Genomic DNA, 16,193 nt, shown 5'->3' with positions numbered 1-16,193 from the left:
GTACCGAGCTACACCGACAAGATCCTCCACGTCAGCCCGGCGTCGTCCGATCGGTAGACCTCGGCGAACTCCTGGCCGGGCCCGCCGCGCACGAGCGTCGCGTGGCGTACGTCCGAGAACGCCAGATCCTCGAACGGCGACCCGCCCAGCACGAACGGCGTGTCCCACTTCTCGCCCAGGCCGTGGTGCACGAACGACCAGTCACGTCCCGTCGCAGCGACGAGCGCCGCCTCCGACGACACTGCGAATCCCGTCGTGATGCCCTCACGCGGCGGCGCGCTGACGGTCTTGAACGGCCCGCCGTCGGACCGGCGCACCTCCTTGGACATGTTCCCGAACCCGGGATCGAAGCTGCACAACGCATAACGGGCAGCATCGACCGTGCCAAGCCGGGTGGCCGCGAACTGGTCGCACGGCGCCGGTTCCTCGGACCACCCGGCCCCGGACCTGACCCAGTACCGGTTCTCCTCGCCGAACCGCGCCAGCGAGACCTGACCGTCGGCGATCTCTCCACGTGCCTGGCCGGGGATCTCGACGCCCGGCACCGGTTGCCACGTCCCGAACCACAGCGGCCGCTGGAACAGCCGCGACGCCGTGCCGTCGTAGATCACCGCGAGGAACCCGGAGCTGTCGAACCCCAGCGCCCCCACGGTTCCCTTCAGCCCGGACGCCTCCCAGCGAGTGCCACCGTTCGAGGTGACGAACAGCTGCTCGCCGTCGGTCACCATCCCGGCGGCGTCGTTCGCGAAGAGCACGCGCAGCCGGTCCGTCTCCGGCACGGACAACGGCGGCGTCTTCACCCGCGTCCACGTCGTACCGCCGTCGAACGTGCGCACGAGCTGCGGGCAGTTCGCGGTCTGGCACAAGGTGTCGAGGCCCAACACGAAACCTCGGTCAGCAGACGTCCACGACGTCGACGCGGGCACGACACCGGTGCCGGCGGACGCCACCGAAGCGGTCAATCCGGTCAACAGCAACGAAACAGCAAGAACAGCAATGCGTTTCCCCCACATCGCCTTCTCCCCTCAAGAGGCTGGTTCCCACTCAACACCTCTCGCGCGCGAAGCGGCAACAACCCACAACGCCACCAAAACCCCGGCACCACCCGCGCACACCAGCAGTAGCTGCGGCCCCAGCACGTCGATCAGCAGACCTCCGGCGACGTACGAAACTGCCGCAGCCACCCCGATTCCGCCGTAGAAGTTGCCGAACACCCTGCCTGTTCGATCAGCGGGCACGAGGCGTTGGATCAACGTGCTGTGCGCGACGTCCATCGCCGCGATCCCCAGTCCCCGCACGGCCTGCAGCGCGAACGCCGCCGCGACTCCCCACGCCAGCCCGGTGAACAGGTTGCCGGCACTGCTGATCACGAACCCGACCACCAGCAGCACGACCATGCTGAGCCGCGCCGAACCGCGCGCCAGCAAGGCGTACCCGAGCAGCAGACCGATGCCGACCGCGCCGAGCACCACCCCGGCCACGCTCTCCGACGAGCCGAACACGCCCATCGTCAGCTGCAACACCGCGACGTCGTCGATCGCCGTGCACGCGACCACACCGCAGAACCCGACGTAGACGATCCGCAACGCCCGGTTGCGCCAGATCTCGCTCAGCCCGGCCTTCGCGTCGGAGAACACCGTCTCCCCCGGCTCCGCCGCCACCACGAGTTTCGGCAGGCGCAGCAACAACAACGCGGACAAGCCGAACGAAGCCGCGTCCACCAACAACACACCGCGAACGCCGAGCAACGGCAACAAGAGCGCCGCGAGGAACGGCCCGATCACGTCCGCGCTGTTGGATCCGAGGCCCAGCGCGGTGTTCGCCTGCGCGAGGTCCTTCTCCGCCACCAGACTCGGCACGGCCGCGCGCGACGCGGGGATGAAGACCTGTCCGATCACCGCCCGCACCCCGACGAGCACCAGCAGGACCGGCAACGGCGGCAACGTGAACGCGATGACCGCCAGCAGCACGGCCTGCGCGACCTCGCACACGATCATGACCGTGCGCCGGTCGAACCTGTCGCTGATCACCCCGGTCAACGGGCTGAGCAACGCCGGCGCGAAGTCCCCCACGAGCAGCAGCGCGGCCACCGCGATGGCCTTCCCCAGCACGGACTGCACGTGCAGCATCAGCGTGACCAGGCTGAGCGCGTCCCCCACAACGGAAACGACCCGTGCGGTGCTGAGCACGCGCAACGGGCCGTTTTCCTTCAAAAGCGTCAGCACATGGCTACTTTGCCAACACCTGGTCCAGCTGGTCAGCCAATTTGTTCATGATCCCCGCGTAGGAGGAGTAGCTCAGCGGCGCGACCGCGTTCCACTCGACGAACCGGCCGGCCTGCACGGCGGGCAGGCCCTGGAAGACCGGGTGGCCTTCCTTCATCTGCTCCGGAGTCAGCACGTGCTGGCGGGTGTCCCACATGATCACGTGCTCCTTGTACGTGCCGGAGTTCTCCCACGACAGCGACTGGAAGTAGCCGCCACCCTCGGTGTCGGGCTTGTCCGGCGTGAGCAGCGGCAGGCCCAGTTCCTTGACGTACCAGTCGAGGTCGGGGTTGCGGGCGGGCACGGCGACGTAGAAGAGCTTCGGGTCCGCACCGATGACCTGGATCTTCTGCTTCGCGTCCGTCATCTTCTTGCCGATGGCCTTCAACCGGTCGGCGGCCTTGGTGAACGCCTCCTCGTCGGCTTTCACCTTCGCCGAGTCGACGTCCGCGCCGAGCGACTTCGCGAGGTCCTTGAAGCGCTTGATCCCGTCCGGCAGCTGGATCTTCGACTGGCCGATGCCGACGGTCGGGGCGACCTTGGTGACCTTCTCCTCGAACTCGGCCGTGAGGTGCCAGAGCCCGGAGACCTCGGGGTAGTAGCCGGCGACGACCAGGTCGGCGTTCAGCGCGGCGAACTTCTCGAAGTCGATCTCACCGTAGCCCGGGCCGGTCACGTCGGTGACCTGGCTCGGGTCGATGCTGCCGGCCTCCGGGTCGGTCGAGCCGTCCGCGCGCTTGAGGGGGCCGAAGGTGCCCACGACGTTGATGCCGTAGTCCTTGAGCGCACCCGCGGCGGACACCTGCGCGACGACGCGCTCCGGGCGCTTCTCCGCCGTGACCTCCTTGCCGCGGTCGTCCTTGAACGACCACTGGCCACCCGCTTGCTCCGTGGGAGCGTTTCCACCGCACCCGGCCACTAGGCCGAGCAGCAGAACCGCGGCGACTGTCCTGCGCAATCTGTCCACCTCCTGAGTTTAGGCTTGCCTAAGTTAACAGGCGAATCTGCGCGATCGGACATTGCGGTAGATTGGTGACCGTGCGGAACCGATCGACGACAGGGCGTGGCCGATTCGTGGTCGCCGTGCTCCTGTTGATCGCCGTGTTCGCGCTGCACCCGGCGTGCCCGCCGGAACCCGCGCACCACGGCGCGTTCGTGCCCGGCATCTCCGGTGAGCTGTGCCATCACGGCGACACCCACCACGCGTCCCCCAGCGCGCCCGCACAGGCAGCCGTGCAGGTCAGCGCGCTGCCGTTCACTGCTCCGGACGCCGAACCCGCCGTCCGCACCGTCACGAGAACGCGCTCGGGCGTCCCTTCGGCGGACCACGGCAACTCGGGACGCTCGTTGCTGCTCGATCTCGGCATCTCTCGGACATAGGTCGGGCCCCAGCCCCCGACACCCGCTTTTCCCACACCTTTCCGAGGGATTCCCCATGTCTGTCCCCGTGCTGGACCGAAGCACGCCCGTGCTCTGGATCGACGAGCTGTCGCGCACGTCGTCCACCGGCTTCTTCGCGAAGCTCGAGAGCGCCAACCCCGGCGGCGGGATGAAGGACCGCGCCGCCCTGCACATGATCAGGTGCGCGCTGGACCGCGGTGATCTCGCTCCCGGCGGTCACATCGTCGAGTCGACCAGCGGCACGCTCGGGCTCGGCCTCGCGCTCGCCGGCATCGTGCACGGCCTGCCGGTCACGCTGGTCACCGATCCCGGCCTGGAGCCGATCATCCAGCGGATGCTGCAGGCGTACGGCGCGACCGTCGAGATGGTCGACCGTCCACATCCGACCGGAGGCTGGCAGGAGGCCCGTCGCCAACGCGTCGCGGCGTTGCTGTCCGAGATTCCCGGCGCCTACTGCCCCGACCAGTACAACAACCCCGACAACGTGGCGGGCTACGCGCCGCTGGCCCACGAACTGGCCGAGCAGCTCGGGCACGTCGACGTGCTGGTCTGCGCGGTCGGCACCGGCGGGCACAGCGCGGGCGTGTCGTCGGTGCTGCGGCAGCACTTCCCGGCGTTGCGGCTGGTCGGCGTCGACACGATCGGGTCGACGATCTTCGGCCAGCCCGCGCGGACCCGGCTGATGCGCGGACTCGGGTCGAGCATCTTCCCGCGCAACGTCGACTACCCGGCGTTCGCCGAGGTGCACTGGGTGAACCCCGGCGAGGCCGTGTGGGCGTGCCGGACACTCGCCGCGCGGCACTACGCGAGCGGCGGCTGGAGCGTCGGGGCAGTAGCGCTGGTGGCGTCCTGGGTGGCGCGCACCTCGCCTCCCGGGACCCGGATCGCCGCGGTGTTCCCGGACGGGCCGCAGCGCTACTTCGACACGGTGTTCAACGACGAGTACTGCGCCGCTCAGGGGCTGCTGGACGTGGTTCCGGCCGCCGATCCGCTGGTGATCGAGGCGCCGGGTGAGCGTGAAGTGCTGTCGTGGACGCGCTGTGCCTCCATTGTGGACCCGGTGGCGGTGACGGCGTGATCGCGAAGTTCCGCTCGTTCGACCGCAGCGTGCAGTTGTTGCTGCTCAACCAGTTCAGCATCAACGTGGGCTTCTACATGCTGATGCCGTACCTCGCCACGCACCTGTCCGTGACTTTGGCGCTCGCCGGGTGGGCCGTCGGACTCGTCCTGGGCGTGCGGAACTTCGCGCAGCAGGGCATGTTCCTGATCGGCGGGACGCTGGCCGATCGCCTGGGGTACAAGCCCTTGATCGTGGCGGGCTGCGCGTTGCGCACCGGCGGGTTCGCGTTGCTCGGGTTCGTGGACGGCGTGCCGGCGCTGGTGATCGCGTCGGCGGCGACCGGGTTCGCCGGGGCGTTGTTCAACCCGGCCGTGCGCGCGTACGTCGCGGCCGACGCCGGGCCGCGGCGGGTGGAGGCGTTCGCGTTGTTCAACGTCTTCTACCAGACCGGCATCCTGGTGGGGCCGTTGATCGGGCTCGCGCTGACCACTGTGGACTTCCGGTTGACGTGCCTGGTGGCGGCGCTGGTGTTCCTGGTGCTGACGGTGTTGCAGTGGCGGTCGCTGCCCGCCCGCGCGGGGTCGCCGTCCGGGGACTCGGTGCTCGCGGACTGGCGGAACGTGTTCTCCAACAGGCAGTTCGTGCTGTTCGCGCTCGCGATGACCGGGTCGTACGTGCTGTCGTTCCAGGTGTATCTGGCGTTGCCGCTGGCCTCGGGGTCGGCGGTGCTCACGGCCGTGCTGTTCGCGGTGTCGGGCGTGCTGGCGGTCGCCGGTCAGCTGCGGGTGACGGCGTGGGCGCGGGCACGACTCGGGCCAGATCGGGCATTGGTGGCCGGAATGGCGGTGCTGGGACTGGCCTTCCTGCCCGCCGGGTTCGGGTGGGCGGGGCTGGTGCTGTGCGCGGCCCTGCTCGCGCTGGGCACGATGGTGGTGTTCCCGTTCGAGATGGACAAGATCGTGTCGCTGTCCGGTGATCGGCTCGTGGCGACGCACTACGGGCTCTACAACACCGTCGTGGGCGTCGGAATCCTGCTCGGCAACCTGTTGACCGGGATCGGGTTCGACGCCGCTCGGCGCGCTGGTGTGCCATGGGTGCCGTGGCTCGTCCTTGTCGCCGTGGGGCTCGGGTGCGCGTGGGCGTTGAAAATCTTGGCGGCACGTGTCGATTCGGAGCTCTCCCCTTCGACGTCCGGGTAGAAGGCAGGTTCCGGATCGGAGGGTCGCCATGATCGCCACGCTCATCGCCACACTGGTCGAGGAGGACCACGCGGAGGACGACGGCGTCCTGGCGCCCGACGACCGGCTCACCTGCCACGTGCACGGGAGGTGGATCCACCAGTGCGTGTCGTCGCCCGTGCACATCAACCCGGTCACCCGGCACCGCTGGTGCCGTGGCTGCGACTCACCGCTGGGCGTCGTGGTCGACGAACTCGCGGGTGACGTCGCGATGCGCTGTCCCCGTTGTGGGTGCGGGGGCAGCGCGGCCACGGCCCGGCTGATCGCCGCGTGCCGTGCCTCGATCGAGGCACATCGCGCCGCCTGATCGGGTGAGTTCGCCCGTTTTGCGCTGTTTGAGTGGGTTAGGTTGCTCTGCGTGTCTCTTTCTTCACGCATCGCAACTGTCCTGGCCGCCACGGCGGGGGTCGCGCTGATGACCGCGTCGCCCGTGCTCGCCGACGAACTCGTGGACGTCGAGGTCGACGCCCCTCTGGTCGTCGTGGACGGACCGCTCGTCGAGTTCGACTGAACCCCGTCACTCGTTAGGCCGTACGCCTCCTCAGAAGCCGATTCCGACTTTTGAGGAGGCCGCGTGCCCGGCCGTGCTGCAAGGACCACCGCCCTGGCCGCCGTGATCGCCGCGACGGTGGTGTCGATGCCCTCGGCTCACGCGCAACCCGTCGAAGACGCGCTGAAGGTCTACAACGACCTCACCCGCGAGGCGGAGAAGCTCAGCCAGGACCACCTGAAGGCGCAGGGCGACCTGCAACAGGCGAACGCGATCGTGGGCGCCGCGACCGAGGCCGAGAAGAAGGCGCTCGCGGACTCCGAGCAGTTCCGCGGCCAGGTCGACGTGCTGACCGAGGCGTCGTTCGAGGGCGCCCGGTTCAACAACATCTCCGCGCTGCTCACGTCGACGTCCCAGCAGGACTTCCTGGAGCGGATGCAGGCGATGAACATCATCGCGTCCGACCAGAACGAGGCCGTCGCACGCCTCGACGCGGCGCTGACCACGGCCCAGAAGGCGCGCACGGACGCGACGACCGCCGCCGGTGCCGCCGAGAAGTTCGCCGCGGACGTGGCGACCCGCAAGACAGCGATGGACGCGCAGGTGTCGACCGCCCGTGCGAAGTACCAGTCGTTGAGCGCGCCGCAGCAGCAGACGCTGAAGGCCACCGGCCCGAAGGTCACGGTGAACGCTCCGGCCGGCGCGGCGGGGGCGGCGTTGAACTTCGCGCTGGCGCAGCAGGGCGAGCCTTACGTGTTCGGCGCGAACGGTCCGGATCAGTGGGACTGCTCGTCGCTCATGCAGAAGGCCTACGCCTCGGCGGGAGTGTCAATCCCCCGCGTCACCTACGACCAGGCGAAGGTCGGCCGTTCCGTCGGTCGCGGCGAGGTGGCGCCGGGCGACCTCGTCATCTACTACTCAGGTCAGTCGCACGTCGCGATGGTCGTGGACGGCACTCGCGCGGTGCACGCGTCGACCGAGGGCGTGCCGGTGAAGGTTGCGAACATTGACTCCATCGGACCCATTTCGGTGATTCGACGGGTAGTTGGGTGACGCTTCTCTCCTACCCCGCGATAAAGCGACGTAGACGACTGTGAGAGCGTGCGGGCCTGCAAGGTGCCGGCCCCCGGTGCTGGACGAAGGCAAGGTCATTCCGTAACCTGTCCGAGACCTTCGGCCCAGCAGTTAACCCACTCGGGGCACACGCCAAGGTTGTCGCCTTACGCGGAGTAGTTCTCGCGGGGCGGCCGCCAGGAAAAAGGAGGACCCGCGACGTGGTGTCGCAACCCTCACGCCGCATCGTGCGTGGAGCTCTTGTAGCGACGGCAGCAGTCGTCGCGGCAGCACTCCCGACGGCGCCGGCCACCGCTCAGCCCAACGCCGCGGACGCGCTCAAGAAGTACAACGAGCTGCAGGAGCAGGCGTCCAAGCTCAACCAGGACCACCTCAAGGCCCAGGACGACCTGAAGGCCAAGCAGGGCGAACTGGACAAGGCCAAGGGTGACCTGGCCACCGCGCAGCAGGCGGAGGAGTCGCTGCGCGGACAGGTCGACCTCCTCACCGAGGCCACCAACTCCGGCGCGAACTTCAGCCAGATCTCCGCGCTGCTGGTGAGCGACTCGCAGCAGGACTTCCTCAACCGCATGTCGGCCATCAACATCCTCGCGGCCGACAACGCGGAGGCGCTGGGCAAGCTCACCGACGCCGTCAACGCCGCCGACGCGGCGACGAAGACCGCGAACGAGGCCACCGAGGCGTCGAAGAAGATCGTCGCCGAGATGGACCAGAAGAAGGCGGAGCTCGACAAGCAGCTCGCCGACGCCAAGAAGGTCTACGACGGTTTCAGCGCGGCCACCCGCAACCAGCTCGCGGCCGCCGGCGACATGTCGAACATCTCGGTGCCCGCGGGTACCGCCGGTGCGGCCGTGTCGTTCGCGCTCGCGCAGCGCGGCAAGCCGTACGTCTACGGCTCGAACGGTCCGAACTCGTGGGACTGCTCGTCGCTGATCCAGGCCGCGTACCGCTCGGCGGGTGTGTCCATCGGCCGCACCAGCTACGCGCAGGCGGCCGCCGGACGTTCGGTGCCGCGCAGCGACGTCAGGGCCGGCGACATCCTGGTCTACTACAGCAGCCAGTCCCACGTGGCGCTGGCGATCGACGGCATCCGCGCCGTGCACGCGTCCACCGAGGGCGTGCCGGTGAAGATCGCCGACATCGACTCGATCGGCCCGATCTCGGTCATCCGCCGCATCGAGGGCTGATCGTTCTCTTCCGGACGCCCCTTGCCTTCGGGCAGGGGGCGTTCTGCTTTTCACTCGCTCGGGTGCACGTTCCGTTGTGGACGCGCGCAGTGGCCGGGCCTTGACTAGGTTCCGCTTCGGGCGCCGCCGGTTCGGGCGGTCCTCGTCGTCCGAAGTGGAGCTTTTTGTGGACACCTTGCAAGCCGGTCAGGAACTCACCCGCGGCCAGCAGCTGACCAGTGCCAACGGCTACCAGCTGACCCTGCAGTCGGACGGGAACCTGGTGCTCTCGGAGAACACCGGCACGGTGTGGGCGAGCGGCACCGACGGCAAGGGCGCCGTGCGCGCGTCGTTCCAGGACGACGGCAACTTCGTCCTCTACACCGACAGCAACGACGCCGTCTGGTCCACCGGCACCCAGGGCAACTCGGGCTCGCACCTCGTCCTGCAGAACGACCGCAACCTGGTCGTCGTCGGCGGCGACGGCAACGCGAAGTGGGCCACCAACACCAACACCGACTCGCCGCAGGCCACCCCGGAAGCCCCGGCCCCTGTCGTCGAAGAGGCCCCGGCCGCTCCGGCCGCCCCCGCCGTGCAGACCTACGAGGTCCAGGGCGGCGACTCGCTGTGGGCGATCGCCGAGCGCTTCTACGGCGACGGCAACCGCTACATGGAGATCGCGAACGCCAACGGCATCGCGAACCCCGACCTCATCCAGCCCGGCCAGGTGCTGACCATCCCCTGATCGCGCTTTCACACGACACGGGCCGGGCCTCCTGCGGGAGACCCGGCCCGTTTGTCGCGTTGCCTCAGGTGGGCAGGTCCTGGCGCGCGATCGCGAAGGCCGGGTTGCCCTCTTCGTCCTGGCGCACGTCGAGGACCTTGTCGTCCAGGTACTGCGCCGCCCCGGGCTCCATGATGACCTTGGCCCCGGCGTCGGCCGTCACCACCTGATCACCGTCGGTGGCCTCGCTGAGCGACAACTCCAGGGCGGCCTGGCTGTTCTGCTCGGCGGCGAGTGCGAAACGCAGGCCGACACCGTCGTTGGCGGCGGCTGACTGTGACGTGAGCTCGTTGATGACCTCGGCAGCCATCGGCGTCACTTCGAGCATGTCGGCCCCTTCATCAGGAAACAGAAACTCGTCAGGGGTGCCCGCCTCAGCAGGTTTCAACCACCGCTCACCTGATTCACGCGGCGCGTGGCTGGGGGTCAGCGGAGGGCTCTGGGGTGTTCGCACTGGTCACAGGTGGTGGATTGGCGTCCGAAGGATCGGCGGCGGATCGCGCGAGATCGCGACGAAAGTGACGGCGGGCACGGCACGCGCGAACGTGGCAGGTGGCACGAGTGGACGCGGCAGGCGGCACGACGTGAACTGATGCGGCGCGGGCCCGCCCCACACGACTCGCCCGCCCGTTCCGCCGCCTCGCTTGCCGTCCCGTCCGGCACGGCGCGAACAGCACGGCGCGGGCCGTCGGCTGCCTCGCACTCCACCCCATCCGACACGGCGCGAGCGACAAGACGCGGGCCGTCGACTGCTTCGCACGCCACCCCATCCGGCACGTCCCAGCGCCCCGGCTCCCTCTCACCCGGCTCCCCAGCCGGCCCCCTCACGCCACCCGATGCGCCTGCCGCGACGCCTCGTTCCGCACGTGCCCACAAGCCGAACAAACCCGCTGCACCGGAATCAGCTCCGCCACCAGCCGCCACGAATCGGCGAACGACGGCACCTCCTGCCCCGGCACCAGCAGGCTGTCGAGCACCTCCTGCCGCCGGCGCCCCTTCTCCCGGCTGCGCTCCACCGGATCCCGCCGGTGCGCGAGCGCACGGGTCTCCGCGCGCGCCTCCCGCCCGGCAGCGGTCAGCCCGGCGCCGCGGCGCGGTGCGTTCAGGGCGGCGTTGCGGCGGTTCACCCGGTACCACTGGCCCAGGGTGATGCCCTGCAGCGGCGGGTCGGCGAGGCCGGAGCCGTCCGCGGTCCAGGCGCGCAGGCGGGCGCGCAGGAACTCGTGCGCCACCTGGTCGCGGGAGCGGGGGCGGCCCTGGCGGGTGCCGTCCGGCTTGGTGTCGATGGCCGCCAGCAGGGAGTCCACGTTCCAGCGCGCCAGGAACCACGGTTCCAGCACGCGGCGGATCCAGCGGCGGTCCGCGTCCGGCCACGCTGCTCGGTCGCACAGGGACTCGACTGCCACGTCCACGTCTGCGTTGGTGGACGGCACCACGCGGCCTGGCCAGCGGCTGGGTTCGATCTGCATCGGGTACTGACCTCCTCTAGCTCGCACACGAACACCTGTTCGACATGCTGCCACGGGGGTCTGACAAAAAATGAACCTCCAGGCGCTGACCAGGCAAAACTCACCCGTTCAGCACAACGCGCCAGGTCACCCGGACGTCGCGCGCCAAACGCCCCACACCTCGCTAACCTGCGGAAATGAGCCACCACGAGCCTCACGACGAGGTCACCGGCGATCGGATGAACTGGCTCCGCGCGGGCGTGCTGGGGGCCAACGACGGCATCGTGTCGACCGCCAGCCTCGTGGTGGGTGTGGCGGGGGCGACGACGGATCGCACGCAAATCCTGGTCGCGGGGCTCGCGGGCCTCTTCGCGGGCGCGATGTCGATGGCCAGCGGCGAGTACGTGTCCGTCAGCAGCCAGCGCGACGCCGAACGCGCCCTGCTCGCCCAGGAACGCCAGGAACTGAAGGACACGCCGGACGAGGAACTCGAAGAGCTCAAGGAGATCTACGAGGGCAAGGGCCTGGACGAGCAGACGGCCGAAGAGGTCGCCAAGCAGCTCACGAAGCACGACGCACTGGCCGCGCACGCCGAGGCCGAACTGCACATCGACCCCGACGAGCTGACGAACCCCTGGGGCGCGGCGATCGCGAGCTTCGTCTCGTTCACGATCGGCGCCCTCCTCCCCCTGGCCGCCGTCATGCTCACCCCGACCAGCCTGCGCGTGCCGGTCACGGTCGCCGCCGCGATCCTCACGCTCGCCCTGACCGGGTTCGTCAGCGCCCGGCTCAGCGGCGCGGACAAGCGACGCGCGGTCGTGCGCAACATCGCGGGCGGCCTGATCGCGATGGGCGTCACCTACGCGATCGGTTCGCTGGTCGGGCAAAGCATCGGATAGCGCCGAACGGGGTACAGCGAGGGCATGAGTGAAGAACGCGGTGCCTACGCCCAGGAAGACAGCTTCGAGAGTCTCGACGAGGACAACCTCGGCCGCGACCCGCTGGAGACCGAACCGGAAGAAGGCTGGGCGGAGTCCACCAAGTACGGGATGACCGAATACGAACAGGCGCACCCCCGGCCGCTGGATGAACGCCTCAAAGAAGAGCGGAGCGATGTCGGCGAGACGGGTGCATGATCGACCTATGAGCCTCGGCATCCCGGAGAAGATCACGGCGTTGCTCTTCGACCTCGACGGCGTGCTCACCAGCACCGCCGTGCTGCACCGCCAGGCGTGGCGGCAGACGTTCGAGGCCATGGGCCAGCCGTTCAGCGAGCAGGACTACCTCGCCTACGTGGACGGCAAACCGCGCTACGACGGTGTCCGCAGCTTCCTCACCTCGCGCGGCCTCACGCCGTCCGAGGACGAGGTCCGCCGCATCGGCGACCAGAAGAACGACCTGGTCAACGCCATCATCGACGAGCAGGGCATCACGCCGTACCCCGCGTCCGTCACCTACCTCAAGGCAGCGCGCGAAGCAGGCATCCCCATCGGCGTGGTCACGTCCTCGGCCAACGCGATGCGCGTGCTGCGCGCCGGCAACCTGCTCGACTACGTCGACGCGCTGGTGGACGGCAACGTCATCACCGCGTCGAACCTCAAGGGCAAACCGGCCCCCGACTCGTTCATCGAGGGCGCGAGAAGACTCAGGACCGCTCCGGAGAACGCCGCCGTCTACGAGGACGCGCTGGCGGGCGTGCAGGCCGGACGTGATGGCGGCTTCGGGTTCGTCGTCGGCGTCGACCGCGGCCACCAGCGGGACGCTCTCCAAGCCCACGGCGCGACGGTCGTCGTGGACGAGCTCGACGAGCTGCTGTCATGAGCTACGCCGTCGAACCGTGGCAGCTGCGCTGGCAGGGCCTGTCCGTGGACCACCTGCACCAGACCGAGTCGACGTTCGCGCTGGCCAACGGCCACATCGGCTTCCGGGGCACGCTCGACGAGGGCGAGCCGCGCGGGTTGCCCGGCACGTACCTCAACGGCTTCTACGAGGAGCACCAACTGCCGTACGGCGAGGGAGGCTACGGCTACCCCGAGGCGGGGCAGACCGTCGTCAACGTCACCGACGGCAAGATCATCCGGTTGCTGGTCGAGGACGAGCCGCTGGACATGCGCTACGGCAACGCCATCGAGCACGAACGCACGCTCGACTTCCGCACGGGCACGCTCCGCCGCCGCACGGTCTGGGAGTCTCCGACGGGACGGCGTGTGACCGTGCGCAGCGAACGGCTCGTGTCGTTCTCACAGCGCGCGGTCGCGGCGATCCGGTACGAGGTGGAGCCGGAGGACGACCTGCAGCTCGTCGTCCAGTCCGACCTGCTGGCCAACGAGCCGACCAAGAGCCGCAGCAACGACCCGCGCGTCGCCGCCGCGCTGGACTCGCCGCTGGTCAGCGACTTCAGGATGGCCGAGAAGACGCGCGCCGTGCTGTGCCACCACACCAAGGTGTCCGGGCTGCGGATGGCCGCCGCGATGGACCACGAGGTCGCGGTCACCCGCTCGGAGAACGAGCTGCACGACGAGCCGCGCACGGAGATCCGCGCCGAGGACGACCTGGCCCGGTTCACCGCGGCTGTCGACGTGCCCGCGGGCGGGTGCCTGAAGCTCACCAAGTACATCGCCTACGGCTGGTCGGGGCAACGGTCGACGCCGGCGCTGCGGGCCCAGGTCGAGGCGGCGCTCGCCGGGGCGTGCCAGACGGGCTGGGACGGCCTGCTGGCCGAGCAGAAGGCGTTCCTGGACGACTTCTGGGAGGTCGCCGACATCGAGATCGAGGGCGACGACGAACTCCAGCAGGCGATCCGGTTCGCGTTGTTCCACATCCTGCAGGCGGGTGCGCGCGGCGAGTCCCGGGCCATCCCCGGCAAGGGTCTCACCGGCCCCGGTTACGACGGACACGCGTTCTGGGACACCGAGATGTTCGTCCTGCCGGTGCTCACCTACACCGTGCCGGACGCCGCCCGCGACGCGCTGCGCTGGCGTCACTCCACTTTGGACAAGGCACGGGAACGCGCGGAGGTGCTGGGACTCAAGGGCGCGGCGTTCCCGTGGCGTTCGATCAACGGCGCCGAGTGCAGCGCGTACTGGCCGGCGGGCACCGCGGCGTTCCACGTCTCAGGTGACGTCGCCTACGCCACGCAGCAGTACCTGAACGCCACTAATGACGAGGACTTCGACCGCGACGAAGCGACCGAAATCCTCGTGAGCACCGCACGGTTGTGGGCGTCGTTGGGGCACCACGACCCGCACGACGGTTTCCGCATCGACGGCGTGACGGGCCCCGACGAGTACTCCGCGATCGTCGACAACAACGTCTACACCAACCTCATCGCGCAGCAGAACCTGTGGGCCGCCGCCGACGCGGCCGAACGAAACCCTTGCGACGCAACGGAAGAGGAGATCGCGACGTGGCGCAGAGCCGCGGACGCGATGTCTGTGCCGTACGACGAGATGGTGCAGGTGCACCCGCAGGCGGACAACTTCACCAAGCACGCCGAGTGGGACTTCGAGAACACACCGGAGGAGAAGTACCCACTGCTGCTGCACTTCCCGTACTTCGACCTGTACCGCAAACAGGTCGTGAAGCAGGCAGACCTCGTGCTGGCGATGCACGTCCGTGGCGATGTGTTCTCCGACGACGAGAAGGCACGCAACTTCGCCTACTACGAGGCACGCACGGTGCGTGACTCGTCGTTGTCCGCGGGCACGCAGGCGGTGCTGGCGGCCGAGGTCGGGCACCTCGGGCTGGCGTACGACTACCTGGTCGAGGCCGCGTTCACCGACCTCCACGACCTGCACGACAACGTCACCAACGGCCTGCACATGGCGTCGCTGGCGGGCGCGTGGACGGCATTGGTGGCGGGGTTCGGCGGGATGCGCGACCACGGCGGCGAACTGACGTTCGCGCCGCGGCTGCCGGACGCGCTGACCCGCTTCTCGTTCCGGATGTCGTGGCAGGGCACCAGGATCGCCGTCGACGTGTCCGCGGGCGAGGCCACCTACCGGATCGTGGACGGCACGGAGCTGTCCACGAGGCACCACGGCGAGGCGATCACGATCACCGCGGACGCACCGGTGACCGTGCCGATCCCGAAGGCCCCCGACCTCGAACGACCTCCGGGGCCGTTCGGGCGGGAGCCGCGCAGGCGTTAGCCGAGTTGGGAGACCTGGTAGTGCGCGATCAGGTCTCCCTTCACCAGCACGCTCAGGTAGAGGGTGGGGGTGGGCCGGTCGACGAACGAGAAATCGGCCTTGAAATAGCCGAGGAGCACGTCTTCGGCTATTTCTCTCGTTTCCAGGATCTGGTAGTCAACCGTCATTCCGACGGGCTGGGAATCATAGTACTTCGCCACTGCTTCGCGGCCGACTCCATAAGGCTTGAGCCCTTGGAAAATGGCGTCTTCGGCGAAGGTCGCGGCCACGGCCTCGGGGGCGTGCGCGGCGATTCCGTTCTTCCAGCGGTCCATGACCTCGGTGATGTTCATCAGTGGCCCGCGCTCTGGCCGCCGTCGACGTGCAGGATCTCGCCGGTGACGAAGCCCGCCTGCTCGAGGAACGTGATGGCGTCGACGACGTCGGAGACCTCGCCGATGCGGCCGACGGGGTGCAGCCCGGCGAGCGCCTCGTGGGTCTCGGGAGCGTGCATCGGCGTCTTGATGATGCCGAGCGCGACGGCGTTGAAGCGGATGTCGCGGGCCGCGTACTCGACGGCGAGCGACCTCGTGACGGCGTTCAGACCACCCTTGGTCAGCGACGCGAGCGCGGACGGCACGGCGGACAGCGCGTGCTCGACCAGCGTCGTGGACACGCTGACGACGTGACCGGGCCCGGTCATGGCGGCGACGGCGGCGCGGGTGATGTCGAAGAACCCGGTCAGGTTGGCGCCGGTGACGGCAGCGTAGTCGTCGTCGGTGTACTCGGTGAACGGCTTGGCGACGAAGATGCCGGCGTTGTTCACGAGCGTGTCGACCCGGCCGAACTTCTTCAGGGTCTCCTCGACGACCCGTGCGCCCTCACCCGTCTGCGAGAGGTCGGCACGAATGGCGAGAACCTCGGGGTCGGTCGATTCGACGGACCGCGACACCGCGACCACCGAATAACCGAGCTTGCGATAAGCCGGAACGAGTGCCGCACCAATTCCCTGCGACGCACCCGTGACGATCGCGACCTTGCTCATTTCTTCCTGCTTTCCGAGGAGTGGGCTTTCTGAACAGCCACAACGAGCCGCACTCCGCGTTCATTTCGCGGAATTGCGACCCGTTTCCTCCTG

General features: G+C 68.9%; 19 protein-coding genes. 12 read left to right on the top strand and 7 right to left on the bottom strand.

Annotated features, from left to right (window positions below; genetic code table 11):
- Positions 1-8 precede the first annotated feature (8 nt).
- Genes JNUCC0626_RS02160 through JNUCC0626_RS02150 form a run of 3 tightly spaced genes read right to left on the bottom strand, consistent with a single transcriptional unit; the run spans position 9 to position 3,222 of the window.
- Positions 9-1,013 carry a hypothetical protein gene (locus tag JNUCC0626_RS02160; RefSeq protein ID WP_394617927.1) on the bottom strand — a complete coding sequence of 335 codons (1,005 nt, stop codon included), beginning with the start codon at positions 1,011-1,013 and terminating at the stop codon, positions 9-11.
- Between the two features lie 12 nt (positions 1,014-1,025).
- Complete coding sequence (locus JNUCC0626_RS02155; RefSeq protein ID WP_394617926.1) at positions 1,026-2,225, bottom strand: MFS transporter; 1,200 nt, start codon at positions 2,223-2,225, stop codon at positions 1,026-1,028.
- Between the two features lie 4 nt (positions 2,226-2,229).
- Positions 2,230-3,222, bottom strand: a complete 993-nt coding sequence (locus tag JNUCC0626_RS02150) for an ABC transporter substrate-binding protein (protein WP_394617925.1) — start codon at positions 3,220-3,222, stop codon at positions 2,230-2,232.
- 80 nt (positions 3,223-3,302) lie between these two features.
- On the opposite strand from JNUCC0626_RS02150, the gene JNUCC0626_RS02145 reads away from it, so the two are divergent.
- The 8 genes from JNUCC0626_RS02145 (at position 3,303) to JNUCC0626_RS02110 (ending at position 9,438) form a co-directional block, all read left to right on the top strand.
- Entirely contained in the window at positions 3,303-3,644 is a 342-nt protein-coding gene (locus JNUCC0626_RS02145) for a hypothetical protein (protein WP_394617924.1), read from the top strand.
- 55 nt (positions 3,645-3,699) lie between these two features.
- Positions 3,700-4,743: a PLP-dependent cysteine synthase family protein gene (locus JNUCC0626_RS02140; RefSeq protein WP_394617923.1), complete on the top strand. Its 1,044-nt coding sequence runs from the start codon at positions 3,700-3,702 to the stop codon at positions 4,741-4,743.
- Complete coding sequence (locus JNUCC0626_RS02135; protein ID WP_394617922.1) at positions 4,740-5,924, top strand: MFS transporter; 1,185 nt, start codon at positions 4,740-4,742, stop codon at positions 5,922-5,924. The genes JNUCC0626_RS02140 and JNUCC0626_RS02135 overlap by 4 nt, the downstream gene beginning before the upstream one ends.
- Positions 5,925-5,952: 28 nt before the next feature.
- The gene (locus JNUCC0626_RS02130; protein ID WP_394617921.1) at positions 5,953-6,270 is read left to right on the top strand and encodes a hypothetical protein; all 318 of its coding nucleotides are present in this window, start codon (positions 5,953-5,955) and stop codon (positions 6,268-6,270) included.
- Between the two features lie 51 nt (positions 6,271-6,321).
- Positions 6,322-6,474, top strand: a complete 153-nt coding sequence (locus JNUCC0626_RS02125; RefSeq protein WP_394617920.1) for a hypothetical protein — start codon at positions 6,322-6,324, stop codon at positions 6,472-6,474.
- A 63-nt stretch (positions 6,475-6,537) separates the two neighbouring features.
- The gene (locus JNUCC0626_RS02120; protein WP_394617919.1) at positions 6,538-7,506 is read left to right on the top strand and encodes a C40 family peptidase; all 969 of its coding nucleotides are present in this window, start codon (positions 6,538-6,540) and stop codon (positions 7,504-7,506) included.
- A 221-nt stretch (positions 7,507-7,727) separates the two neighbouring features.
- Positions 7,728-8,714 (top strand): C40 family peptidase, encoded by a 987-nt coding sequence (locus JNUCC0626_RS02115; protein WP_394617918.1) that lies wholly within the window; start codon positions 7,728-7,730, stop codon positions 8,712-8,714.
- Between the two features lie 166 nt (positions 8,715-8,880).
- On the top strand, positions 8,881-9,438 hold the full coding sequence (locus JNUCC0626_RS02110) for a LysM peptidoglycan-binding domain-containing protein (protein ID WP_394617917.1): 558 nt from the start codon (positions 8,881-8,883) through the stop codon (positions 9,436-9,438).
- 64 nt (positions 9,439-9,502) lie between these two features.
- Here JNUCC0626_RS02110 and JNUCC0626_RS02105 read toward each other — a convergent pair whose 3' ends face one another.
- Both JNUCC0626_RS02105 and JNUCC0626_RS02100 read right to left on the bottom strand, forming a co-directional pair.
- Positions 9,503-9,805 carry an iron-sulfur cluster biosynthesis protein gene (locus JNUCC0626_RS02105; RefSeq protein WP_394617916.1) on the bottom strand — a complete coding sequence of 101 codons (303 nt, stop codon included), beginning with the start codon at positions 9,803-9,805 and terminating at the stop codon, positions 9,503-9,505.
- A 496-nt stretch (positions 9,806-10,301) separates the two neighbouring features.
- Positions 10,302-10,946 (bottom strand): hypothetical protein, encoded by a 645-nt coding sequence (locus JNUCC0626_RS02100; RefSeq protein WP_394617915.1) that lies wholly within the window; start codon positions 10,944-10,946, stop codon positions 10,302-10,304.
- 176 nt (positions 10,947-11,122) lie between these two features.
- On the opposite strand from JNUCC0626_RS02100, the gene JNUCC0626_RS02095 reads away from it, so the two are divergent.
- Genes JNUCC0626_RS02095 through JNUCC0626_RS02080 form a run of 4 tightly spaced genes read left to right on the top strand, consistent with a single transcriptional unit; the run spans position 11,123 to position 15,076 of the window.
- Complete coding sequence (locus JNUCC0626_RS02095; RefSeq protein ID WP_394617914.1) at positions 11,123-11,824, top strand: VIT1/CCC1 transporter family protein; 702 nt, start codon at positions 11,123-11,125, stop codon at positions 11,822-11,824.
- Between the two features lie 24 nt (positions 11,825-11,848).
- Complete coding sequence (locus JNUCC0626_RS02090; RefSeq protein ID WP_394617913.1) at positions 11,849-12,061, top strand: hypothetical protein; 213 nt, start codon at positions 11,849-11,851, stop codon at positions 12,059-12,061.
- Between the two features lie 7 nt (positions 12,062-12,068).
- A complete protein-coding gene (locus tag JNUCC0626_RS02085) occupies positions 12,069-12,746 on the top strand; it encodes an HAD family hydrolase (RefSeq protein WP_394617912.1) in 678 nt (225 codons plus the stop codon).
- On the top strand, positions 12,743-15,076 hold the full coding sequence (locus JNUCC0626_RS02080) for a glycoside hydrolase family 65 protein (RefSeq protein ID WP_394617911.1): 2,334 nt from the start codon (positions 12,743-12,745) through the stop codon (positions 15,074-15,076). Before JNUCC0626_RS02085 ends, JNUCC0626_RS02080 begins: the two co-directional genes overlap by 4 nt.
- Here JNUCC0626_RS02080 and JNUCC0626_RS02075 read toward each other — a convergent pair.
- Both JNUCC0626_RS02075 and JNUCC0626_RS02070 read right to left on the bottom strand, forming a co-directional pair.
- Positions 15,073-15,408, bottom strand: a complete 336-nt coding sequence (locus JNUCC0626_RS02075) for a hypothetical protein (RefSeq protein ID WP_394617910.1) — start codon at positions 15,406-15,408, stop codon at positions 15,073-15,075. The genes JNUCC0626_RS02080 and JNUCC0626_RS02075 overlap by 4 nt on opposite strands.
- Positions 15,408-16,100: an SDR family NAD(P)-dependent oxidoreductase gene (locus tag JNUCC0626_RS02070; RefSeq protein WP_394617909.1), complete on the bottom strand. Its 693-nt coding sequence runs from the start codon at positions 16,098-16,100 to the stop codon at positions 15,408-15,410. Before JNUCC0626_RS02070 ends, JNUCC0626_RS02075 begins: the two co-directional genes overlap by 1 nt.
- Positions 16,101-16,193 lie beyond the last annotated feature (93 nt).

This window comes from Lentzea sp. JNUCC 0626 (assembly GCF_043632865.1).
Classification (GTDB): Bacteria; Actinomycetota; Actinomycetes; order Mycobacteriales; family Pseudonocardiaceae; genus Lentzea.
This window is presented reverse-complemented; position numbering and strand designations above follow the sequence as displayed.

Bases quoted from the DNA above. Each gene is read 5' to 3' on its own strand.
- JNUCC0626_RS02140 (WP_394617923.1), top strand. From the start codon at position 3,700: ATGTCTGTCCCCGTGCTGGACCGAAGCACGCCCGTGCTCTGGATCGAC.
- JNUCC0626_RS02090 (WP_394617913.1), top strand. From the start codon at position 11,849: ATGAGTGAAGAACGCGGTGCCTACGCCCAGGAAGACAGCTTCGAGAGT.
- JNUCC0626_RS02105 (WP_394617916.1), bottom strand. From the start codon at position 9,805: ATGCTCGAAGTGACGCCGATGGCTGCCGAGGTCATCAACGAGCTCACG.
- JNUCC0626_RS02075 (WP_394617910.1), bottom strand. From the start codon at position 15,408: ATGAACATCACCGAGGTCATGGACCGCTGGAAGAACGGAATCGCCGCG.
- JNUCC0626_RS02070 (WP_394617909.1), bottom strand. From the start codon at position 16,100: ATGAGCAAGGTCGCGATCGTCACGGGTGCGTCGCAGGGAATTGGTGCG.
- JNUCC0626_RS02160 (WP_394617927.1), bottom strand. From the start codon at position 1,013: ATGTGGGGGAAACGCATTGCTGTTCTTGCTGTTTCGTTGCTGTTGACC.
- JNUCC0626_RS02085 (WP_394617912.1), top strand. From the start codon at position 12,069: ATGAGCCTCGGCATCCCGGAGAAGATCACGGCGTTGCTCTTCGACCTC.
- JNUCC0626_RS02130 (WP_394617921.1), top strand. From the start codon at position 5,953: ATGATCGCCACGCTCATCGCCACACTGGTCGAGGAGGACCACGCGGAG.
- JNUCC0626_RS02080 (WP_394617911.1), top strand. From the start codon at position 12,743: ATGAGCTACGCCGTCGAACCGTGGCAGCTGCGCTGGCAGGGCCTGTCC.
- JNUCC0626_RS02095 (WP_394617914.1), top strand. From the start codon at position 11,123: ATGAGCCACCACGAGCCTCACGACGAGGTCACCGGCGATCGGATGAAC.
- JNUCC0626_RS02100 (WP_394617915.1), bottom strand. From the start codon at position 10,946: ATGCAGATCGAACCCAGCCGCTGGCCAGGCCGCGTGGTGCCGTCCACC.